Source organism: Micromonospora sp. BL1 (genome assembly GCF_003667485.1).
In the GTDB taxonomy this organism is placed as follows: Bacteria; Actinomycetota; Actinomycetes; order Mycobacteriales; family Micromonosporaceae; genus Micromonospora; species Micromonospora tulbaghiae.
This window is the reverse complement of sequence record NZ_RCVK01000133.1, coordinates 1-20,499: the sequence shown is the minus strand read 5'-3', so window position 1 is coordinate 20,499 and position 20,499 is coordinate 1. Positions and strand designations below refer to the sequence as shown.

Sequence of the window (20,499 nt, the reverse complement as noted above, 5' to 3'; positions counted from 1 at the left end):
TGGGTCGGGGGCGGTACGGTCGGGGGCTGGGTGAGGCGGAGCGACGGCGACGACGGCTGCGGCATCACGGCGAGGCCGGCACCCCGGCCGACGCCGACAGCACCGGCACCGGCGGGACCACCGCCAGCACCGCACCCGTACACGACGACGTGACGCCCCGGCCCGCGCGCGGTGGCCGGCCGGGCGAGCCGGAGCCTCGGGGACGCCGCGCCGCCGCGCCCGCCGAGGAGGGCGAGCGCGGGCTGCGCGGGCTGGTCGGCTCCGGCTCGTCGCAGGTGAGCGTGACGGCCGCGCTGCGGGCACGCGACGCGGCCCGCCCCACCGAGGACGACCTCGCCGAGGCCGAACAGCGGGTGGTGCTCATCCGCCGCAACTGGGTGCCGCGCGAGGACCTGCCCCGCAACGGGCGGTGAACCCGGAGGGGTCCGCTCAGGCGGGCAGCTCGGGCAGGCGGCGGCTCTGCTCGTAGGCGGCCACCTGCTCGATGCGCCGGCTGTGCCGGGGGTTGCCGGAGAACGGCGTGGTCAGGAACGCCTCGACGAGCGCGGTGGCCTCGTCCAGCGTGTGCTGCCGGGCGCCGATCGCGACGATGTTGGCGTCGTTGTGCTCGCGGGCGAGCTGGGCGGTGTCGACGTTCCAGGCCAGCGCCGCCCGGACGCCCGCGACCTTGTTCGAGGCGATCTGCTCGCCGTTGCCGGAGCCGCCGATCACCACGCCGAGGCTGCCCGGGTCACCGACCACCCGGTCACCGGTGTGCAGGCAGAACGCCGGGTAGTCGTCGTCCGGGTCGAAGACGTGCGGTCCCACGTCGACCACCTCGTAGCCCTGCTTGGCCAGGTGGTTGGCGAGGTGCACCTTCAACTCGAAACCGGCGTGGTCGGATCCCAGGTAGACGCGCATACCGCGCAGTCTGACAGGCCCGCCTCCGGACCGGCGCGCGGGCGGCGACCCGGAGGCGGATTCGTCACACGGTCAGTGCGGCAGCTCGGCCACGACCAGGCCGGCGCGCGCCTTCGGGGTGAACCAGGTGCTCTTGCGCGGCATCTTCTCCCGGGCCAGGTTCACCGCGACGAAGTCGTCGACAGTCACCGGCGCGACGAGCACCGCCAGCTCGGCCCGGCCGGCGTCGACCTCACCGACGAGCCAGCTCGCCGGGTAGTCGCCGCCCACGTAGGTGATCCGCTTGTCGCCCGGGTCGAGGCCCAGCGCGTCGCGCAGCAGCAGGCGCTCGACGAGCGCGTGGTCGAGGTTCTCCAGCCGGCCGGCGCCGACGTGCGGCAGCGTCACCGCGTACCCCCGGCCGCCCAGGTGGAGGTGCACGACGCCGCCGGTGGCCGGGACGTCGACCGGCCCGTGAACCGGGGTGACCTCCGCGCCCGCCGCGCGCAGCCGGTCGAGCAGCTCGTCCGGCGTGGTGGTCAGCTCGCTGACCAGCCGGTTGTAGGGCTGGATGGCGACCGACGCGGGCGTGGTGACCACCGCGAGGAAGCGCGGGAAACCGCCGGTCTGCGCGGCCAGGCTGCGGTGGTTGCCGTCCGCGACCACCAGATCCCCGCCGCCGGCGAGCGCGGTCAGCTCGTCCTGCGCCGGGCCCGGACCGAGCAGCCAGATCGCGTGCGTGCGGCCGGACTGGTCGACGTCCGTCGCGGCGGGCGCGCCGGCCGCGTCGGTCGCCGCCGCGAGCGCGGCGTGCAGCTCGTCGCCCTTGCCGGTCTGGAGCAGGAGTACGGGTGAGAGCAGGTGACCGAGCGCCTCGGCCAGGGCGACGCGCTCCCGCACCTTGGCGATGAACACGTCCTCGTTGCGGATCACCAGGCCCGGCTCGTCGGCGCGGGTGGAGATCTGATCGGTGTCGACCATGGCCCACAGCCCGTACGCGCTCTCCTCGCCCGGCGCGCTGATCCGGTAGAGCACCACCACCTGCTCGGCCGGCGTGTAGCTGCCGTCCGCCTTCGCCTCGGCCAGGCGCGCCACGGCGTCCGGCAGCGCGTCGAGGAAGGACTTCCCGAGGCTGCCGGGCGCCCGGTGGGGCATCTCGATGCCCAGGGCGCTGTGCGGATTCGCCTCGACGATGGAGGTGATCTCCGCGTCGTCGGCGAACTCGTCGTAGTTCTGCGCGCCGGTGCCGCCAGTGGTGATCCAGGCCCGGGCGATCGGATGCACGACCGTCATGTCCGCTGACGCTACCCGGGCCCCGATCGGCGCCGCCGCCGGACTCACCCGCTTACCACCAGGTGATAGCGACCGGCCCGGGACGGCTCAGGCGGTGGAGTTGCGGTGCCGGCCCGCGGCGGGGCGGCGCACCGGCGGGGCAGGGCGGGAGCCGGCGTTGAGGCGTACCGTCGTCGCACCGACGGCGGCGCCGGACCGCGACGGCGCGCGGCCGGGCCGGACCGTCTCGCCCGGCGGTGTCATCCGCGAGGTGGCCACCACCCGGGCCACGCCGACCACGATCGGCGGGGCCAGCAGGTCGGCCACCTCGGCCGGGCCGGCCGGCCAGTGGCTCTCGGTCACCGACCAGTACGTCGCACCGGAGTCCTCGGTCGCCTGCTGCGGCGCGTCGTCGGACATGCGGCGGTGCTTGGCCATGGGAACGCCTCCAGGAGCTGCCGTGCTGCGGCCCCCCGCGGGCCGTCGGCTGGGACACCCGGTGAAACGAGCCCCGCACCGGCCCGGTGACGGGCGGTGCGGGGCCCGGGCGCGTCACGTCACGCGCTCAGTCGAAGACCGGACCCTGCTCCCGGGTGCGCTTCAGCTCGTAGAAGCCGGGGGTGCCGGCGACGAGCAGCACGCCGTCCCAGAGACGGCCGGCCGCCTCGCCCTTCGGCGCCGGGGTGATCACCGGGCCGAAGAAGGCGACCTGAGCGCCGTCCGGACCCGGGGCGTGGATCACCGGGGTGCCCACGTCGGTGCCGACCGGCCGCATGCCCGCCTCGTGGCTGGCCCGCAGCGCCTCGTCGTACTGGGTGGACCCGGCCGCGTCGGCGAGCGCCGGGTCCAGGCCCACGTCGGTGAGCGCGCCCACCAGCATGTCCCGGCCCAGGCCCTCCTTGCCGAGGTGGATCCGGGTGCCCATCGCGGTGTAGAGCTTCGCCAGCGCCTCGGCGCCGTGGGCCTGCTCGACGGCGATGCACACCCGCACCGGGCCCCAGCCGTCGCGCATCAGGTCCCGGTACTCCTCCGGCAGTTCCCGGCCGTCGTTGAGCACGGACAGGCTCATCACGTGGAACCGGATGTCCACGTCCCGGACCTGCTCGACCTCCAGCAGCCAACGGGAGGTGATCCACGCCCACGGGCACAGCGGGTCGAACCACATGTCCGCGGTGACACGTTCGGTCACGGTGTTTTCCCTTCACGACATCGTCGCGCCGGGGACCCGGCGCGGTCACCTCCGATCCTCACCCCGTACCCCGGCGCCCGGTACCGGAATGAGAGCGTGACCTCGACCACCGAGAGCGGTCCGTGCATGGAAGACTCGGTCTTCGACGGGCCGTCACGAGCGGCCGGGGGAGAACCGGCGCCGCGGGGCGCGGCGAGACGAGTGGGATGGAGACGAACAGTGCCGGGAGTGCGCAACCTGACCCAGGTCGAGGCGACCGAGCGGGCCCGCCTGCTCGAGGTGACCGGGTACGACATCAGCCTTGACCTGTCGACCGCGGTGCAGTCCACCGGTCGCACGTTCCGCTCGGTGACCGAGGTCCGGTTCCGCTGTACCGAGCCGGGGGCGACCACATTCATCGAGACAGCCGCCGAATCGGTGCGGTCGGCCACGCTCAACGGCGAGCCGGTGGACCTGTCCGGCTGGTCCGCCGAGAAGGGACTGACGCTCAGCGGCCTGGCCGCCGAGAACGTGCTGGTGGTCGACGCCGACTTCGGCTACTCCAACAGCGGGCAGGGCCTGCACCGCACCGTCGACCCGGTGGACGGCGAGACCTACCTCTACAGCCAGTTCGAGACCGCCGACGCGCAGAAGGTCTACGCCTGCTTCGACCAGCCCGACCTGAAGAGCGTCTACACCTGGCACGCCACCGTCCCGGACCACTGGCGGGTCGTGTCGAACATGCCGGTGCAGCGCGAGGAGGCCGCCGGTGAGGGCCTGAAGACGGTGCACTTCACCGTCTCGGAGCGGATGAGCACCTACATCACCGCGCTGTGCGCCGGCCCGTACCACGAGGTGCGCCGCATCCACGACGGCATCGACATGGGCTACTTCTGCCGGGCCAGCATGGCCCCGCACATGGACGCCGACGACCTGCACCTGATCACCACGCAGGGCTTCGACTTCTTCCAGGAGAAGTTCGGCGTGCGCTACCCGCTGCCCAAGTACGACCAGCTCTGGGTGCCGGACTTCAACGCCGGCGCGATGGAGAACTTCGGCTGCGTCACGCACGCCGAGTCGCACTACATCTTCCGGTCGCAGGTCACCGACTTCGAGTACGAGCAGCGCGCCAACACGATCCTGCACGAGCTGGCGCACATGTGGTTCGGCGACCTGGTCACCATGCGCTGGTGGAACGACCTGTGGCTCAACGAGTCGTTCGCCGAGTGGGCCAGCCACTGGTGCAACACGCACGCCACCCGCTTCACCGACGCGTGGACCACGTTCCTGTCGATCCGCAAGAACTGGGGCTACCGGCAGGACCAGCTCTCCTCCACCCACCCGGTCTACTGCGAGATGCCGGACCTGGAGGCCGTCGAGGTCAACTTCGACGGCATCACGTACGCCAAGGGCGCGAGCGTGCTCAAGCAGCTCGTCGCGTACGTGGGCGAGGAGCCGTTCCTGGCCGGCCTGCGCGCCTACTTCGGCAAGTACGCCTGGGGCAACGCCACCTTCGACGACCTGCTGTCCGAGCTGGAGTCGGCCTCCGGCCGGGAGCTGCGCAAGTTCGCCGCCCAGTGGCTGGAGACCGCGCAGGTCAACACGCTGCGCCCGGAGGTGACCATCGGCGCCGACGGCACGTACGAGCGGGTGGTGGTCCGGCAGGAGGCGCCGGCCGCCTACCCGACGCTGCGTACCCACCGCATCGGCGTCGGCCTGTACGACCTGACCGACGGCCGGCTGGTGCGCCGCGAGCTGATCGAGACGGACGTGACCGGCGAGCTGACCGAGCTGTCCGAGCTGCACGGCAAGCCGGCCGCCGACGTGCTGCTGCTCAACGACGAGGACCTCACCTACGCCAAGCTGCGGCTGGACGAGCGGTCGATGGCCACTGTGGTGCAGCACATCGCCGGCTTCGACTCGTCGCTGGCCCGGGCGCTGTGCTGGACCGCCGCCTGGGACATGACCCGGGACGCCGAGCTGTCGGCCCGCGACTACGTGGCGCTGGTGCTGGCCGGGCTGACCGCCGAGACCGACATCAACCTGGTCACGGCCACGCTGCGGCAGGCGACCACGGCGCTCACCTTCTACGCCGACCCGGAGTGGGCGCCGACCGGCTGGGCCGACCTGTCCCGTACCGCCCGGACCGCGCTCGCGGCGGCCGAGCCGGGCAGCGGCTTCCAGCTCGCCTGGGCCCGCGCGTACGCCTCGTCGGCCCGCTCCGGCGAGGACCTGGCCACGCTGCGCGGCTGGCTGGACGGCAACGGGGTGCCGGAGGGGCTGACCGTCGACACGGAGCTGCGCTGGACGGTGCTCCAGTCGCTCGTCGCCAACGGCGCGGCCGGTGCCGCCGACGTGGACGCGGAACTGGCCGCCGACCGTACCGCCAGCGGCGAGCGGGAGGCCGCGTACGCGCACGCGCTGGTGCCGACCGTCGAGAACAAGGCCGCGGTGTGGGCGCTGCTCACCGGCCCGGACGCGCTGCCCAACTGGCGCAACCGGGCGCTGTTGCAGGGCTTCACCCACCCGGCGCAGGTCGAGCTGACCGCGCCCTACCGGGAGCGGTACTTCGCCACGGTGGACCAGGTGTGGGCGCAGCGCGACAGCGAGCCGGCGCAGGAGTTCGTGCAGCTCGCCTACCCGGCGTACCTGGTCGAGGAGGACACCGTCGCGGCCACCGACGCATGGCTGGCCCAGGACGGCCGGCCGGCGTCGCTGCGGCGGCTGGTGGCCGAGGGCCGCGACGGCGTGGTCCGCGCGCTGAAGGCCCGGGAGCGGGACGCGCGCAGCGCCTGAGTGAGGCATGCCGGCCCCGGCCGCTGTCGTGGGCCCTGCGCCGCCGGCGAACGAGAAAGCCCGGCCCGCGTGTGCGCGGGCCGGGCTTCGTCGTGTGTGCGGGCGGATCAGCCCTTGCCGGCGTGGCTGGCGAGCTGGTCGAGGCCCTGGATGATGCCGCCGGCCAGGTCGCCGCCGCCGAAGGAGGCCACCATGGAGAGCGCGGCCAGCTTGGCGTACGTGTCCGGGATGCGCTTGCGCGCGTACTTGCCGGTGACGATCTCCAGCTGCCGCTGGTTGGGCGACACCGCGATCAGCACCGAGCGGTCCGGGTCGGCGAGCTGGCGGTGCAGCCGCTCGGCGTGCTCCCGGATCGGCTCGTCGAGGCCGCCGACGTAGACCGAGAAGACCAGACCGGTGCCCTGGTCGGCGAGGCGCAGCGCCTCGTCGATGCGGAGCAGCTGACGGGTCGAGAACGGTCCGTCCAGCACGTCGGGCGGGGTGCCCGTCCCCGTCGTGGGCCGCGCTTCACCAACGGTCACTTGCGCCTCCGGTTCCACCGGCCGGCGCCTCCCGGCCGGCCTGCTCCTGCTTGCGGCTGGTCAACGCCGGCGCCTGCGCCCCGGCGGCCAGCGCCGTGCCGGCCGAGTCGGCCAGCTGCTCCGGACGGCCTAGGAACCAGACCGGAGTGAAGTCGAAGGGCCGGCCCGGCCGGTAGCGCTTGGCGCCGCCACCGTTGCCGCGGCTGCCGACGGCCGCCAGGGCGGCGATCAGCAGCACCGCGGCGGCCGGGATGCCGACGAAGACCACCAACGTCTCGGTAACAGACAATCCCAACGCCCCCAGGCGGAAAGAGAGACCAGGAATGGTGCGGGTCGGCCGGTCAGGACCGGTCGCGCCCCACGTCACTTGTGATGTTCACGTTAGCGGAGTCGGCGGCCCGCCAGATTGCGGGGTGCTGATCCCATCCGTCACTCCGGTGCTCCAGTTGCGCGGCAGTGGCGAGCAACGTCGCGTCGTCGCCGTACCGGCCGGTGAGCAGCACCCCGACCGGAAGCCCGTCGGCGGTCCGTCCGACCGGTAGCGAAACGGACGGATCGCCCGTCACGTTGAAGACCGCGCAGTACGGCGAGAAGCGCCGCTGCCGGTCGAAGTCCTCGGCCGGTTCGAGGGCGGCGAACGCGCCCACCGGCGCCTGCGGGGTCGCGAGCGTCGGGCAGAGCAGCAGGTCACAACCGGCGGTACGGCGTACGCCACGGCGTACCTGCGCCTGCAGTTCGCCGAGCGCGGCCATCAGCCGGGCCGCGCCGAGCGCCTCGCCGCGCTCGCGCAGGAACCGGGTCAACGGCAGTAGGTCGCCCTCGCGCCCGGCCGGGACCGGGGTGACCGCCAGCGCGTACCAGACGGTCTCGAACAGCGGCCACGCCTCGGGGCCGAGCGGCGCGGGGACGTCGACCACCTCGTGGCCGGCGTCGGTGAGCAGCGCAGCGGCCCGGTCGACGGCGGCGACGCAGTCCGGGTGGACGGGTTCGTCGGCGAGCATCGGCGTGGTGAAGCGGCCGACGCGCAGCCGGCCGGGGCCGGTGGCGTGGGCGGCGCGGGTGACGCCGAGGTACCCGCCGGCGGGCGACTCCGGCGGCAGGTACGGCTCGCCGGGCACCGGGCGCGCGAGCACGTCGAGCAGCGCGGCCACGTCGCCGACGGTACGGCCGATCGGCCCGTTCACCGGCAGCCCGAAGCCGCCGAAGCCGAGCGGCCCGCCGGAGACCATGCCCCGGCTGGGCTTGTAGCCGACCAGGCCGCAGAGCGCGGCTGGGATGCGCAGCGAGCCGCCGCCGTCGGAGCCCTGCGCCACCGGCACGAGCCCGGCGGCGACCGCCGCTGCCGCTCCGCCGCTGGACCCGCCCGCGGTGTACGCGAGGTTCCACGGGTTGCGGGCCGGCGGCGCCACCAGCCCTTCGGAGTAGAGCGAGCAGCCGAGTTCGGAGGTGGTGGTCTTGCCGAGGCTGACCAGGCCGGCGTCGGCCAGGAGGCGGACCACGTCGGCGTCGACCGGCGGGACGAAGTCGGCGAAGGCGGCCGAGCCGAAGGTGGTGCGTACCCCGGCGGTGAGCGTGAGATCCTTGATCGCGGTCGGCACCCCGTGCAGCGGGCCGCGTTCCTCCGCCCCGAGCGCGTCGGCGGCACGGGCGGCGGCAAGGGCCCGGTCGGCGGTGACGGTGACGAACGCGCCGACGGTGTCGCCGAGCGCCTCGACCCGGCGCAGGTGGTGCTCGACCAGTTCCAGGCTGGACAGCTCGCCCCGGCGGATCGCGGCGGCCTGTTCCAGCGCGGTCAGGTCGTGCGGCTCGGCCATGCCGTCCATCCTGCCGGTCCGGCGGCCGGGAGGCCCGGCGACACGTCCGGCGGGCGGCCGCCTTCAGCGGCCGAGGAACCGCAGCGCGTTGCCGCCGAGCAGCGCGTCCCGCTGCGCGTCGGTGAGGAAGTCCGCCCGGTGCACCACCTGGCCGACCGGCCGCTCCCCCAGCGGGTACGGGTAGTCGCTGCCGAGCAGCACCCGCTCGGCGCCCATGGTGTCCACGAGCAGCCGCAGCGCGGCCGGTTCGAAGACCACCGAGTCGACGTGGAACCGGTCGACGTAGGAACTGGGCGGTGCGCTGGACGCGCCGCGTACCAGGTCGCCGCGACGGTGCCAGGCGTTGTCGGCGCGGCCCAGCCAGAACGGGAAGCTGCCGCCACCGTGCGCGAAGCAGATCCGCAGCGTGTCCGGCACCCGGTCGAACACGCCGCCGAGGATCAGCGAGAGCACCGACAGGTGCGTCTCGGCCGGCATCCCGGTCAGCCAGCGCGCCATCCACCGGTCCAGCCGGGGCCCGCCGGGCATGTCCCACGGGTGTACGAACACCGGCGCGCCGACCTCGGCGCAGTGGGTCAGGAACTGCACGATGCCCTCGTCGTCCAGATCCCGGTCACCGACGTGGTTACCGATCTCCACGCCGGCGTGCCCCGCCGACAGGCAGCGGTCCAGCTCGGCGCAGGCCGCGTCCGGGTCCTGCAACGGCACCTGGCAGAACGGCACCAGCCGGCCGCCGCCCGCGGCGGTGACCTCCAGCGTGAGGTCGTTGAAGATCCGGGCCACCTTGACCGCCTGGTCGGCCGGGCGGTCGTAGCTGAAGAACACCGGAGTGGGCGAGACGACCTGCACGTCCACGCCGTCGGCGTCCATGTCGGCCAGCCGGGTCGGCGCGTCCCAGCACTGCGCGCCGATCGGGCGGAACTCCGTCTCCCCCACCATGATCATGGCGGCGCGCTCGGAGTCCACCCGCAGCCAGGGCCAGCCGGACCCGCCGCACGCCGCGGCGAGGTCCGGCCACCCCTTCGGTACGACGTGCGTGTGCACGTCCACGACCGGCACGCGTCAGCCCTTGCCCGGGTGCAGCGCGCCGCAGTTGTCGCAGGTGCGGGCCTTCTCGTCGGCGTAGAACGCGGCGAAGACCGGGGGCAGGTCGGCGGCGATGTCGCGGACCTGCAACTCCACCTCGTGCACCTTGTGGTGGCACTCGCCGCAGTACCACTGGAACTTCTCCAGCGTGCCCTCCTCGCGGACCCGCTCGATCACCATGCCGATCGAGCCGGCCTCGGGGCGCTGCGGCGAGTGCGGGGTGTTGCGCGGCAGCATCCACATCTGCCCCTCGCGCACGTGCACCGTACGCGGACCCTCGGGCAGCATCAGGTTGATGTGCATGTTGCCCTTGACCTGGTAGAAGAACTCCTCGTACGGGTCGACGTGGAAGTCCGTGCGCTGGTTCGGGCCGCCCACCACCATGACGATGAAGTCGTCGCTGCCGGGCAGCATCTCCTTGTTGCCCACCGGCGGCTTGAGCAGGTGCTGGTTGTCGCCGATCCAGCCGGAGAAGCTGAACGGCTCGGCGATCTCACTCATGGGAACCTCCCGACGGAAGTAGGGCGACGGCCTGCATCTCGATCAGCAGGTGCGGGTGTGGAAGCTGGTGTACGGCCACCGTGGTCCGGGTCGGCCCGGTGGCGTCGAAGAACTGGGCCCACACCTCGTTGTAGCCACCGAAGTCGTTCATGTTGACCAGGTAGCTGGTGACCTGCACCAGGTCGGTCAGGTCGGCGCCGACCGTGCGCAGCAGGTCCCGGATGTTCTCGATCACGGCCCGGGTCTGCTCCCGGATGTCCAGGTCGGTGGTGCCGAACTCGTCCACCGACACCCCGGCGAACGTGTTGTCCGGCCGGCGCGACGACGTGCCGGACACGTAGACGAACCCGCCGGCCACCTTGACGTGCGGGAACGCGCCCCGCGGCACGGCCTTCCCGGCCACCACCCGGGCCGTCATGGCAGGGCCTTGAGCGTGGCGGAACCGAGCTTCTCCACAGTGGCCCGCACGTGTGCGCCCGGTCGCAACGGCACCGCGGCGGTGGCCGCGCCGGCCAGGAACACCCAGCCCTTGCGCAGCCGTACGCCGTGCCGGCCGGCCAGTCGCAGCCCCTCGTCCAGCGCGCGACGCGGGTCGCCGAGGATGGCGGCGGTCGAGCCGACCTGCGCCACCCGCCCGTCGATCTCCAGCAGCACGCCGAGGTTGTCCAGCCCGTCCGGCACCGGCGACCACGGCCCGACCACGAACGCGGCGGCCGAGGTGTTGTCGGCGATCACGTCCGGCAGCGAGAAGGTGAAGTTCGCGTACCGGGAGTCGATCAGCTCGATCGCCGGTGCGACCGCGCGCACGGCACGGGTGAACGAGCCGACCGGTTCGCCCGGGTCGGGCAGCCGGTCCAGCAGGAACGCCACCTCCGGCTCGACCCGGGGGTGGATGAAGTCGCCGACGTCGACACCGCCGCCGTCGGGCACCCGCATCACGTCGGTCAGCCGGCCCCAGATCACCTCGTCCACGCCGACCTGCGCCATCTTGGCCTTGCTGGTCAGCCCCATCTTGAGGCCGACCAGCCGCTCACCCTGGTCGAGGCGGCGCTGCACCAGCGCGGTCTGCACCGCGTACGCGGCGTCGATGTCGAGGCCGGTCTCGGCGGCGAGCTGCGGGATCGCGGTGGCGTCGTCGGCCGCCGCACCCAGCTTCTCCGCGATGCCGGCGATGTCCGGCCCGATCATGAGTTCTCCTTAGCCGCCAGGTCGAGTGCCACGTCCACGATCATGTCCTCCTGGCCGCCGACCATCCGGCGGCGGCCCAGCTCGACCAGGATCGAGCGGACGTCCACGCCGTACTTGGCCGAGGCCCGCTCGGCGTGCCGCAGGAAGCTGGAGTAGACACCCGCGTACCCCAGGGAGAGCGTCTCCCGGTCGACCTGGACCGGCCGGTCCTGCAACGGGCGGACCAGGTCGTCGGCGGCGTCCATCAGCGCGAACACGTCGCAGCCGTGCTTCCAGCCGTGCAGCTCGGCGACCGCGACGAAGACCTCCAGCGGCGCGTTGCCCGCACCGGCGCCCATGCCGGCGAGCGACGCGTCCACCCGGACGGTCCGCCCGGACGGCGAACCGAGCGGGCCGTCGCCGAGGATCCGGCCGTGCTCGACCGCCAGCACGCTGTTCGCCACGCCCAGGGACAGGTTGTGGTGCGCGTGGATGCCGATCTGCGTCTCGGGTTCCAGCACCTGCCGGTACGCGTCGACGCGCTGCGCCACGTCCGACATCAGCAGCCGCCCGCCGGAGTCGGTGACGTAGACGCAGTGCGCGCCGTACGACTCCATCAGCTTGGCCTGCGCGGCCAGCCCGGCCGGGTCGTTGAGGTGCGACATCATCAGGAACCCGGAGACGTCCATGTCGTTCTCCCGGGCCCACGCGATGTGCTGGGCGGAGATGTCCGCCTCGGTGCAGTGCGTGGCGATCCGGACGCTCGTCACGCCGAGCGCCTTCGCCGCCTTCAGGTCGGCGATGGTGCCGATGCCCGGCAGCAGCAGCGTGGTCAGCCGGGCGGTGGTCAGCACCTCGGCGGCGGCGGCGATCCAGTCCGCGTCGGCGGCGGCGCCGTGCCCGTAGTTGACGCTGGACCCGGCCAGGCCGTCGCCGTGCGCCACCTCGACCGCCGCCACACCGGCCGCGTCGAGCGCGGCGGCGATGGTACGCACCTGGTCGACCGTGTACCGGTGGGCGATGGCGTGCATGCCGTCGCGCAGCGTCACGTCCTGGATGTAGAGGTCGGTCATCGCGCACTCACCTCCCGCAGCGCCACCAGCCGCTCGGCGGTACGCAGCGCGGCCGACGTCATGATGTCGAGGTTCCCGGCGTACGCGGGCAGGTAGTGCCCGGCGCCGGATACCTCCAGGAACACCGACACCTGAAGGCCGGTGAAGTGCCGGCCGAGCACCGGCGCGTACGTGTCGACGGCGTCGAACTGCACGTCCTGCTTGAGCCGGTAGCCGGGCACGTACTCCTGCACGGTCTTCACCATGTCGGCCACCGAGGCGGCGATCGCGCCCCGGTCGGCGTCGGCGTCCGGGCACAGGCAGTAGACCGTGTCGCGCATCAGCAGCGGCGGGTCGGCCGGGTTCAGCACGATGATGGCCTTGCCGCGCTCGGCGCCGCCGACCACCTCGATGGCGCGGGCGGTCGTCTCGGTGAACTCGTCGATGTTGGCCCGGGTGCCCGGACCGGCGGACTTCGAGGCGATCGAGGCGACGATCTCCCCGTACGCGACGGTGGTGACCCGGCCGACCGCGTGCACGATCGGCACCGTGGCCTGGCCGCCGCAGGTCACCATGTTGACGTTCGGCTCGCCCAGGTGCTCGTCGAGGTTCACCGGCGGCACCACGTACGGGCCGATCGCGGCCGGCGTCAGGTCGACGACGGTGCGGCCGTGTGCCCGCAGCACCTCGTCGTGCCGCTTGTGCGCGCCGGCCGAGGTGGCGTCGAAGACGAGCTGGACATCGGCGAACTCGGGCAGCGCGACCAGGCCGTCGACGCCCTCGGCGGTGGTGGTCACGCCGAGCCGGCGGGCCCGGGCCAGACCGTCCGAGGCCGGGTCGATGCCGGCCATCGCCACCATGCGCAGGCTCTCACTGAGCCGCAGCACCTTGATCATCAGGTCGGTGCCGATGTTGCCCGACCCGAGCACCGCCACTCCGACGCTCATGCTGTGCCGCCTTTCGTTCGCGACTGCGGGGCTCGCAAAACCGGCTCACTCCTCGCGCTCACGGGTCTCCTCCGAGGAGAAGCAGGTACGCACCGAGCCGAGGCCGGAGATGCGCGCCTCGTACGCGGCGCCGGGCGTGACCGGCACCATCGGGCCGAGCGCGCCGGAGAGCACCACGTCGCCGGCCCGCAGCGGGTCACCGGCGCGGGCCATCGTGCCGGCCAGCCACTGCAACGCGTGCAGCGGATTGCCGAGGCAGGCCGCGCCCGCGCCGACCGAGACCGGCTCGCCGGCGTGCTCCAGCACCATGCCGCACAGCCGCAGGTCCACGTCGGCGAGCCGCCGGGGCGCGGTGCCGAGCACGAACAGCCCGCTGGAGGCGTTGTCCGCCACCGTGTCCACGATGGAGATGTCCCAGTCAGCGATCCGCGAGTCGACGATCTCGATGGCCGGCAGCACGTGGTCCACCGCCCGGATCAGGTCGACGGTGGTGACCCGCTCGTCCGGCAGGTCCGCGCCGAGCACGAAGGCGATCTCCGCCTCCACCCGCGGCTGGAGCAGCCGGTCGATCGGCACCTCGACGCCGTCGCCGACGGCCATGTCGTCGAAGAGCACCCCGAAGTCGGGCTGGAAGACGCCGAAGCTCTCCTGCACGGTCCGCGACGTCAGGCCGATCTTCGCGCCGACGCGGCGGTGCCCCTTGCCCAGCCGTTGCCGGGTGTAGACCTGCTGCACCTGGTACGCGGCCTCGATGTCGCCCTCGGGCAGCAGCCGGCCGCGCAGCGGCGGGCAGGGCTTCCCGTCCTGCCGGGCCACTGCCAGTTCCCGGTTGGCGGCCTCGATGTCCACGGTCATGGCGGCTCCTCGCTTACGTCGCTGGGGATTCCGGCCATTCTGCCCACCACGCGCGCTCATGTGAGATCCACGCAGACGTTCGTCAGCTCGGAGTAGAAGTCGAGCGAGTGCACGCCGCCCTCGCGGCCGACACCCGACGCCTTCACCCCGCCGAACGGGGTGCGCAGGTCACGCAGGAACCAGGTGTTCACCCAGACGATGCCGGCGTCGAGCCGGGCGCCGGCCCGGTGCGCCCGGCCCACGTCCCGCGTCCACACCGTCGCCGCCAGGCCGTAGGCGGTGCCGTTGGCCAGCGCGTACGCCTCGTCCTCGTCGTCGAACGGCGCGACGTGCACCACCGGGCCGAAGATCTCCTCCTGGTTGGTGCGGGCGTCCGCCCCCAGGCCGGTGAGCACAGTCGGCTGCACGTACGCCCCGCCGTCGCGGCCGTCGCCGAAGCGCGGCGTGCCGCCGCCCGCGCGGACCTCGGCGCCCTCGGTGCGGGCCAGCGCGTAGTGGCCGAGCACCTTGTCCCGGTGCCCGTGCGAGATGAGCGGCATGTTCGCCGTCGCCTCGTCGTCCGGCCAGCCGTACGCCAGCTCGCCGGCCCGCTCGGCCAGCCGCGCGGTGAACTCCTCGAACACCGGCCGCTGCACGTAGATGCGCTCGGTGCACAGGCACACCTGGCCGCCGTTGGTGAAGCTGGACCGCACCGAACCGGCGACCGCCGCGTCCAGGTCGGCGTCGGCGAACACCAGGCCGGCGTTCTTGCCGCCCAGCTCGAAGCTGACCGCCTTCACCCCGTCGGCGGCGGCGCGCATGATCGCGCTGCCGGTGGCCGACTCGCCGGTGAACGTGATGGCGTCCACGCCGGGGTGCCGGGTCAGGTGCTCGCCGGCCGAGCCGGGGCCGAAGCCGTGCACCAGGTTGAACACGCCGTCGGGCACGCCCGCCGCGGCCATCACCTCGGCCAGCAGCGTGGCCGACGCGGGGGTCTCCTCGCTGGGCTTGACCACGACGGCGTTGCCGCAGGCCAGGGCCGGGGCGACCTTCCAGGTGAGCAGCAGCAGCGGCAGGTTCCACGGCACGATGACGGCGACCACGCCGACCGGCTTGCGGACCGCGTAGTTCAGCGCCCGGCCCCCGGCCGGAGTGACTGTGGTGAACGACTCGGTGGGCGCGGTGGCCACGATCTCGGCGAACGCCCGGAAGTTGGCCGCGCCGCGCGGGATGTCGAGCGTCCGGGCCTGCGAGATGGCCTTGCCGGTGTCCGCGACCTCGGCGGCGACCAGGTCGTCGAAGCGCCGCTCCAGCTCGTCGGCGACCCGGCGCAGCACCTCGGCGCGTTCCCGCTCCCCCATCCGGCCCCACGGGCCGCGCAGCGCCGCCCGGGCCGCCGCGACCGCGTCGTCCACAGTCGACTGCGACGCCTCGACCACCTCGAACACCGGCTCGCCGGTGACCGGGCTGCGCTTGGTGAACCGGGAACCGGCGTCGACGAACTCGCCGCCGACGAAGTTGCGGAGCAGGCCGGGGCCGTTCGGCGCGTGCCCGGTCATCAGCCGGGGATCCCAGAGCGTCATCGCCGCCGCCCCAGCGCCGCGCGGACACCACCGGCCAGCAGCGCGACCGCGCCGGCCGCGACCGCGCCGACCACCGCGTACTGCGCGCGCACCCGGCGGCGCACCTGCGCGTACGGGGTGGTGGAGAAGGAGACCAGCTCGTACTGGGAGACGTAGCGGCCGGGCAGCGCCCGTTCCAGCGCGTGCTCGACCTGCTTGCGGGTGCGGAACACCGGCGAGGCGACCTTGTCCCGCATCTCCACGAAGTTCGCCAGCGCCATCCGGGCGATCGCCTCGGCGTTGTCCTGGCGGCGGTGCTGGAACAGCGGCAGCGCGGCGGCCCACTCGTCGTCGCACTCGTCCAGGCAGCGGTCCAGCTCGACCACGTCCTCGAACGCGCAGTTCGCGCCCTGGCCGTAGAACGGCACGATGGCGTGCGCGGCGTCGCCGATCAGGCCGACCTTGCCGGCGACCTGCCACGGCGTGCAGCGCACCGTGCCGAGCACACCGACCGGGTTGTGCTGGTAGTCGTCGACCAGGTTCGGCGCGAGCGGGACCAGGTCCGGGTAGTGCGTGGCGAAGAACTGCTCGATCGCCGCCGGGCTGCTGAGCGAGGCGAAGCTGCGCGTGCCGTGGGTGGGCCAGAACAGCGTGCAGGTGAAGGAGCGGTCCGGGTTCGGCAGCGCGATCATCATCGAGGTGCCGCGCGGCCAGATGTGCAGCGCGCCCGGTTCGAGCGCGAACTCTCCGCCCAACGGCGGGATGGTCAGCTCCTTGTAGCCGTAGTCGAGGAAGTTCAGGCTCTCGGTCAGGCCGCCGTACGCGAGCAGTTGCCCACGCACCGCGGAGCCGGCGCCGTCGGCGCCGAGGACGACCGAGGCGGTGGCGGTGACCTTGCCCTGCGGGGTCTCGAACGTCATCTCGCCGCCGAGCGGGTCGAGCCCGACCAGCCGGTGGTCGAAGGCGACGCGCACGTTCGGCAGCGCGGCGGCGGCGTCGAGCAGCGCGTTGTTCAGCGCGCCCCGGCTGATCGAGTTGATCGCCCGGTCCCCGGAGCCGCTGTAGGACTGGAACTCCGGCTCGCCCTCGACCGGGTGGATCATGCGGCCGCGCATCGGCAGCGCGTCCGCCATCACCTCGTCCTCCAGGCCGATGCGGCGCAGGGCGTCCAGGCCGCGCTCGGACAGCGCCAGGTTGATCGACCGGCCCCGCTCGACGGTGCCGGTACGCGGGTCGGGCCGCCGCTCGTAGAGGGCCACCGGGTAGCCGCGGCGGGCCAGGTAGCAGGCCAGCAGGCAGCCGGCCAGCCCGGCGCCGACCACAGCGATCTCGTCGCGCTCACTCCTCGCGCTCACGGCCCCTCCTTCCGTTCGCGACTGCGGGGCTCGCAGAACCGGCTCACTCCTCGCGCTCACGAGCCCTCCTTCTCAACAGTTGCCGCCAGCGCCTCGGCGACCCGCCAGCAGTCGTGGTACGTGGAGTACAGCGGCACCGGCGCGAACCGGACGGTGTCCGGCTCCCGGGCGTCGGCGACCACGCCGTGCTCGTGCCGCAGCCGCTTGGTCAGCTCGTTCGCGCTGCCCACGCCGATCCGCACGGAGAGCTGGCAACCGCGCCGGGCCGGGTCGCGCGGGGTGACCACGGTCAGCGGGCGGCCGGGCGTCACCTCGTCGAGCAGCTGCTCCAGCCAGGCGGTGAGCCGCAGGCTGCGTTCGCGCAGCGCCGGCATGCCGACGGAGTCGAACAGCTCCAGCGACGTGCGCACCGGGCCCATCGCGAAGATCGGCGGGTTGGAGATCTGCCACGCCTCGACGGTGGCCGGCGGCCGGGACACCGGCGTCATCTCGAACCGGGTGGCCGCCTCGGTGCTCCACCAGCCCTCGAAGCGCGGGATCGACGGGTCGCCGAGGTGCCGCTCGTGGACGAAGACGCCGCCCAGCGCGCCCGGGCCGGAGTTGAGGTACTTGTACGAGCACCAGGCGGCGAAGTCGACGTCCCAGTCGTGCAGCGACAGCGGCACGTTGCCGGCGGCGTGCGCCAGATCCCAGCCGACCACGGCGCCCGCGGCCCGGCCGGCGGCGGTGATGGCGGGGATGTCCATCAGCTCGCCGGTCAGGTAGTTCACGCCGCCGAGCATCAGCAGCGCCACCGTGTGGCCCTCGCGGGCCAGGAAGTCCAGCACGTCCTGGGTGCCGAGCGTGTCGGAGCCGGGGCGCGGCTTGAGGCGGACCACAGAGGTGTCCGGGTCCAGGCCGTGGAAGCGGGCCTGGCTGCGCACGGCGTAGCTGTCCGAGGGGAACGCGCTGTCCTCGATCACGATGCGGGTGCGCTCGCCGGCGGGCCGGTAGAAGCTGACCATCAGCAGGTGCAGGTTGACCGTGAGGGAGTTCATCACCACGGTCTCCGTGGGCAGCGCGCCGACCAGGCGGGCGGCCGGTGCGGTCAGCAGCTCGTGGTACGGCAGCCAGGGCCGCTCCGACTCCAGGTGCCCCTCGACGCCCAGGCGGCTCCAGGCGTCCAGGTCGGCGAGGAGTTCGTCGCGGGTGGCCCGCGGCTGGAGGCCGAGCGAGTTGCCGGCCAGGTACGCCGTGTCGGGGTGGCGGCCGCCGTCGGCGGGCGGGATGTGGAACAGGTGCCGGTGGCCGGGGTCGGCGGCGTCGCGGCGGAGGGCTTCGTTCTCGGGGGTGTGCATGCTGTTCTCTCTCGTCACATCGCGGTGCGGGCCGACCACAGCTCCGGGAAGACCACCCGGGCCATGCTGCGCTGCAACCATGCCAGTCCGGCGGAACCGCCGCTGCCGACCTTGGCGCCCATCGTGCGCTGGACGGCCTTGACGTGGTTCCAGCGCCAGTCGCCGAACTCCTCGGCGATCTCGGTGAGCGCGTCTCCGAGCAGGCGCAGGTGGTTGTCCGGCCCGTTGTCGCCGTAGATCCGGACCCACGCCGCCTCGATCGCCGGGTGTCCCTCGTGCTCGGCGTTCACGTCCCGGGACAGCAGCTCGTCCGGCACGTCGAAGCCCTTGCGGGCCAGCAGCGCCACCACCTCGTCCCAGAGGCTCGGCGTGGCGAGCGCGGCGGTCAGCTCGTCGTACACCTCGGTCTGCCGGCGGAACGGGCGGATCAGCGCCCGGTCGCGCAGGCCGAGCAGGAACTCCAGCTGGCGGTACATGGCGGACTGGAAGCCGGAGCCCTCGCCGAGCCGGTCGCGGAAGCGGTTGAAGTCGGCCGGGCTCATCCAGCGCAGGCCGTGCCACGCGGCGTTGAGGCCCTCCAGGTGCAGGGCGGCCCGGCGCAGCGGGGACAGCGCCTCCCAGATCCGGTCCTCGCGCAGCTCACGCTTGGCGTGCCGCAGCTCGTGGCAGGTCAGGCCGAAGTACAGCTCCATGATCTGGCTGACCATCAGGAAGGACATCTCGCCCGGGTCGTCGCTGAGCGGCTCCTGGAGCCGGTGCAGCGTGCTGGCCCGCACGTACGCGTCGTACGGCACGCGGTCGGCGAACTCCAGCGTCGGCTCGCCGCCGTTGCGTGCCGCCCGAGCCGCCCGTTCCTGGGGGGTTACCGGGCGCACCGCCGTCGTCTGTTCCACAGTCATTCTCCGTCCGTGCGCGGGGTAGACGTCATGATCCCGCTGGTGGGCGGCCGAATGGAATGCCTGTTCAACGGCGGTATGGTGGTCTCACTTCGCGAACCGAAACCATCTCGCGTCGCCGCCTTTACGGAAGGAAGGTCCGCGCGTGGACGACATGGACTGGGCGCTGCTGCGCGAGCTCCAGGCCGACGCCCGGCTCTCGTACAGCGAGTTGTCCCGCCGGGTCCACCTGTCGCCGCCCGCTGTCGCCGAGCGGGTACGGCGGCTGGAGGAATCCGGTGTGATCACCGGCTACCACGCCCACGTCGACCTCACCCGGGCCGGGCGCACGGTGCTCGCGCTGATCCGGATGTCCTGCTACGGCGCGCGCTGCATCCTCAACGACCCCGACGTCGCGGGCTGGCCGGAGATCATGGAGATCCACCGGATCACTGGGGACGCGTGCAGCATGCTCAAGGTCGCCGCCACCAACATGGGCGAGTTCGAGGAGGTCATCGACCGTCTCGCGCCGTACGGGCAGCCGTCCAGCACGATGGTGCTCTCCACCCCGCTGGCCTGGCACCCCGTGGTCAAGGCGCCTCGTTAGCTTCCCCTGCCCTCCGGGAAAGCAGGCGCCGCTGCCCGTCAGCGGTCCGGCGCACCGTCGCGCCGGGAGGGGGGAACCATGCGAGGGCTCCTGTCACATCGTGCGTTGTCGTCCGTGTTGGGCCTGCTCGGCCTGGTCGCGGCGTTCGTCCTGACCACCGCGCCACCGGCCCGGGCCGGGGAGAGCGTGTTCATCGAGGTGACGCCGAACAGCGTCCAGGCCGGTTCCCGGGTGAACCTGCGCGCCGGGTGCGACAACAGCAACAACCGCCAGGCGCAGGTCACCTCCGACGCCTTCGGGCGGGTGACGCTGCGGCCGGACAACGGCTTCCTCAGCGGCTCGGTCACCGTGCCCGGCAACAAGGCGCCGGGCGACTACCCGGTGAACCTGGACTGCTCCAACGGCAACACCGCCTCGACCATGCTCACCGTGCTCAACATGGCGCAGCCGAGCAAGGGACCGGCGACCGGCGGCGGTGGCACCGCGGGTAGCCGGGGCACCGGCTCGCTGCTGCTGGTCGGTGGCCTGGTCGCGGTGGCAGTGGTCGCCGGTGTGAGCGCCCGCCGTAAGTCCGGCGGCCGCGTCTGACGAGAGGTGCCGCAATGGCCCGCTCATCGCGCCGCCGGGACCGTACCGGCCCGGCGGCGGACCGCAGACGCCGCGCCGCCGCCCGTCCCGGCCGCCGGTCGCCGCAGCGCGCCGGCCGGCTCCGGGCGGCGCTGCGGC

Annotated in this window: 22 protein-coding genes; 4 read left to right on the top strand and 18 right to left on the bottom strand. The window is 73.1% G+C overall.

Features of this window, described 5'->3' with window-relative positions; genetic code table 11:
* Positions 1 to 26 precede the first annotated feature (26 nt).
* On the top strand, positions 27 to 413 hold the full coding sequence (locus EAD96_RS02795) for a hypothetical protein (RefSeq protein WP_121683154.1): 387 nt from the start codon (positions 27 to 29) through the stop codon (positions 411 to 413).
* Between the two features lie 16 nt (positions 414 to 429).
* On the opposite strand, the gene EAD96_RS02790 is transcribed toward EAD96_RS02795, so the two are convergent.
* From EAD96_RS02790 to EAD96_RS02775, 4 genes are all read right to left on the bottom strand, one after another.
* Positions 430 to 900, bottom strand: coding sequence for a ribose-5-phosphate isomerase (locus tag EAD96_RS02790; protein WP_120573590.1), 471 nt, complete (start codon positions 898 to 900; stop codon positions 430 to 432).
* 72 nt (positions 901 to 972) lie between these two features.
* The gene (locus EAD96_RS02785; RefSeq protein ID WP_120573589.1) at positions 973 to 2,172 is read right to left on the bottom strand and encodes a DUF1015 family protein; all 1,200 of its coding nucleotides are present in this window, start codon (positions 2,170 to 2,172) and stop codon (positions 973 to 975) included.
* A gap of 87 nt (positions 2,173 to 2,259) precedes the next feature.
* Positions 2,260 to 2,589 (bottom strand): hypothetical protein, encoded by a 330-nt coding sequence (locus EAD96_RS02780; protein ID WP_120573588.1) that lies wholly within the window; start codon positions 2,587 to 2,589, stop codon positions 2,260 to 2,262.
* 127 nt (positions 2,590 to 2,716) lie between these two features.
* Positions 2,717 to 3,340: a disulfide bond formation protein DsbA gene (locus tag EAD96_RS02775; protein WP_120573587.1), complete on the bottom strand. Its 624-nt coding sequence runs from the start codon at positions 3,338 to 3,340 to the stop codon at positions 2,717 to 2,719.
* 228 nt (positions 3,341 to 3,568) lie between these two features.
* Here EAD96_RS02775 and pepN point away from each other — a divergent pair, with 228 nt between their 5' ends.
* Entirely contained in the window at positions 3,569 to 6,115 is a 2,547-nt protein-coding gene (pepN, locus tag EAD96_RS02770; protein ID WP_199733044.1) for an aminopeptidase N, read from the top strand.
* A 107-nt stretch (positions 6,116 to 6,222) separates the two neighbouring features.
* Here pepN and EAD96_RS02765 read toward each other — a convergent pair whose 3' ends face one another.
* From EAD96_RS02765 to EAD96_RS02700, 14 genes are all read right to left on the bottom strand, one after another.
* Positions 6,223 to 6,636, bottom strand: coding sequence for a DUF5130 family protein (locus EAD96_RS02765; RefSeq protein ID WP_091423148.1), 414 nt, complete (start codon positions 6,634 to 6,636; stop codon positions 6,223 to 6,225).
* Positions 6,623 to 6,907, bottom strand: a complete 285-nt coding sequence (locus EAD96_RS02760) for a hypothetical protein (RefSeq protein WP_026268244.1) — start codon at positions 6,905 to 6,907, stop codon at positions 6,623 to 6,625. The genes EAD96_RS02765 and EAD96_RS02760 overlap by 14 nt, the downstream gene beginning before the upstream one ends.
* A 70-nt stretch (positions 6,908 to 6,977) precedes the next feature.
* Complete coding sequence (locus EAD96_RS02755) at positions 6,978 to 8,450, bottom strand: amidase (protein ID WP_121683153.1); 1,473 nt, start codon at positions 8,448 to 8,450, stop codon at positions 6,978 to 6,980.
* A gap of 63 nt (positions 8,451 to 8,513) precedes the next feature.
* Positions 8,514 to 9,509, bottom strand: a complete 996-nt coding sequence (locus tag EAD96_RS02750; protein ID WP_121683150.1) for an amidohydrolase family protein — start codon at positions 9,507 to 9,509, stop codon at positions 8,514 to 8,516.
* A gap of 3 nt (positions 9,510 to 9,512) precedes the next feature.
* The gene (locus EAD96_RS02745; protein ID WP_121683149.1) at positions 9,513 to 10,037 is read right to left on the bottom strand and encodes a 3-hydroxyanthranilate 3,4-dioxygenase; all 525 of its coding nucleotides are present in this window, start codon (positions 10,035 to 10,037) and stop codon (positions 9,513 to 9,515) included.
* A complete protein-coding gene (locus tag EAD96_RS02740; RefSeq protein ID WP_121683148.1) occupies positions 10,030 to 10,455 on the bottom strand; it encodes a RidA family protein in 426 nt (141 codons plus the stop codon). The genes EAD96_RS02745 and EAD96_RS02740 overlap by 8 nt, the downstream gene beginning before the upstream one ends.
* Complete coding sequence (locus EAD96_RS02735; protein ID WP_121683147.1) at positions 10,452 to 11,225, bottom strand: 2-keto-4-pentenoate hydratase; 774 nt, start codon at positions 11,223 to 11,225, stop codon at positions 10,452 to 10,454. Before EAD96_RS02735 ends, EAD96_RS02740 begins: the two co-directional genes overlap by 4 nt.
* On the bottom strand, positions 11,222 to 12,277 hold the full coding sequence (gene dmpG / locus EAD96_RS02730) for a 4-hydroxy-2-oxovalerate aldolase (protein ID WP_121683146.1): 1,056 nt from the start codon (positions 12,275 to 12,277) through the stop codon (positions 11,222 to 11,224). The genes EAD96_RS02735 and dmpG overlap by 4 nt, the downstream gene beginning before the upstream one ends.
* A complete protein-coding gene (locus EAD96_RS02725; protein WP_121683145.1) occupies positions 12,274 to 13,203 on the bottom strand; it encodes an acetaldehyde dehydrogenase (acetylating) in 930 nt (309 codons plus the stop codon). Before EAD96_RS02725 ends, dmpG begins: the two co-directional genes overlap by 4 nt.
* Before the next feature lie 45 nt (positions 13,204 to 13,248).
* Positions 13,249 to 14,058: a 2-keto-4-pentenoate hydratase gene (locus tag EAD96_RS02720; RefSeq protein ID WP_121683144.1), complete on the bottom strand. Its 810-nt coding sequence runs from the start codon at positions 14,056 to 14,058 to the stop codon at positions 13,249 to 13,251.
* Positions 14,059 to 14,114: 56 nt separating this feature from the next.
* Positions 14,115 to 15,596 (bottom strand): 2-hydroxymuconic semialdehyde dehydrogenase, encoded by a 1,482-nt coding sequence (locus EAD96_RS02715; RefSeq protein WP_121683152.1) that lies wholly within the window; start codon positions 15,594 to 15,596, stop codon positions 14,115 to 14,117.
* Positions 15,597 to 15,616: 20 nt separating this feature from the next.
* A complete protein-coding gene (locus EAD96_RS02710) occupies positions 15,617 to 16,954 on the bottom strand; it encodes an NAD(P)/FAD-dependent oxidoreductase (RefSeq protein ID WP_121683143.1) in 1,338 nt (445 codons plus the stop codon).
* Positions 16,955 to 17,010: 56 nt separating this feature from the next.
* The gene (gene kynU / locus EAD96_RS02705; RefSeq protein ID WP_121683142.1) at positions 17,011 to 18,291 is read right to left on the bottom strand and encodes a kynureninase; all 1,281 of its coding nucleotides are present in this window, start codon (positions 18,289 to 18,291) and stop codon (positions 17,011 to 17,013) included.
* A gap of 14 nt (positions 18,292 to 18,305) precedes the next feature.
* A complete protein-coding gene (locus tag EAD96_RS02700; RefSeq protein WP_121683141.1) occupies positions 18,306 to 19,190 on the bottom strand; it encodes a tryptophan 2,3-dioxygenase in 885 nt (294 codons plus the stop codon).
* Between the two features lie 142 nt (positions 19,191 to 19,332).
* Between EAD96_RS02700 and EAD96_RS02695 the strand changes: the two genes are divergently transcribed.
* A complete protein-coding gene (locus EAD96_RS02695) occupies positions 19,333 to 19,773 on the top strand; it encodes an Lrp/AsnC family transcriptional regulator (RefSeq protein ID WP_091423095.1) in 441 nt (146 codons plus the stop codon).
* 78 nt (positions 19,774 to 19,851) lie between these two features.
* Entirely contained in the window at positions 19,852 to 20,361 is a 510-nt protein-coding gene (locus EAD96_RS02690; protein WP_120573575.1) for a hypothetical protein, read from the top strand.
* Positions 20,362 to 20,499 lie beyond the last annotated feature (138 nt).

Coding starts and splice junctions, on each gene's coding strand:
- EAD96_RS02755 (WP_121683153.1), bottom strand. CDS start 8,450: ATGGCCGAGCCGCACGACCTGACCGCGCTGGAACAGGCCGCCGCGATC.
- EAD96_RS02790 (WP_120573590.1), bottom strand. CDS start 900: ATGCGCGTCTACCTGGGATCCGACCACGCCGGTTTCGAGTTGAAGGTG.
- EAD96_RS02785 (WP_120573589.1), bottom strand. CDS start 2,172: ATGACGGTCGTGCATCCGATCGCCCGGGCCTGGATCACCACTGGCGGC.
- EAD96_RS02715 (WP_121683152.1), bottom strand. CDS start 15,596: ATGACCGGGCACGCGCCGAACGGCCCCGGCCTGCTCCGCAACTTCGTC.
- dmpG (WP_121683146.1), bottom strand. CDS start 12,277: ATGACCGACCTCTACATCCAGGACGTGACGCTGCGCGACGGCATGCAC.
- EAD96_RS02720 (WP_121683144.1), bottom strand. CDS start 14,058: ATGACCGTGGACATCGAGGCCGCCAACCGGGAACTGGCAGTGGCCCGG.
- EAD96_RS02725 (WP_121683145.1), bottom strand. CDS start 13,203: ATGAGCGTCGGAGTGGCGGTGCTCGGGTCGGGCAACATCGGCACCGAC.
- EAD96_RS02780 (WP_120573588.1), bottom strand. CDS start 2,589: ATGGCCAAGCACCGCCGCATGTCCGACGACGCGCCGCAGCAGGCGACC.
- EAD96_RS02735 (WP_121683147.1), bottom strand. CDS start 11,225: ATGATCGGGCCGGACATCGCCGGCATCGCGGAGAAGCTGGGTGCGGCG.
- EAD96_RS02700 (WP_121683141.1), bottom strand. CDS start 19,190: ATGACTGTGGAACAGACGACGGCGGTGCGCCCGGTAACCCCCCAGGAA.
- kynU (WP_121683142.1), bottom strand. CDS start 18,291: ATGCACACCCCCGAGAACGAAGCCCTCCGCCGCGACGCCGCCGACCCC.
- EAD96_RS02690 (WP_120573575.1), top strand. CDS start 19,852: ATGCGAGGGCTCCTGTCACATCGTGCGTTGTCGTCCGTGTTGGGCCTG.
- EAD96_RS02745 (WP_121683149.1), bottom strand. CDS start 10,037: ATGAGTGAGATCGCCGAGCCGTTCAGCTTCTCCGGCTGGATCGGCGAC.
- EAD96_RS02740 (WP_121683148.1), bottom strand. CDS start 10,455: ATGACGGCCCGGGTGGTGGCCGGGAAGGCCGTGCCGCGGGGCGCGTTC.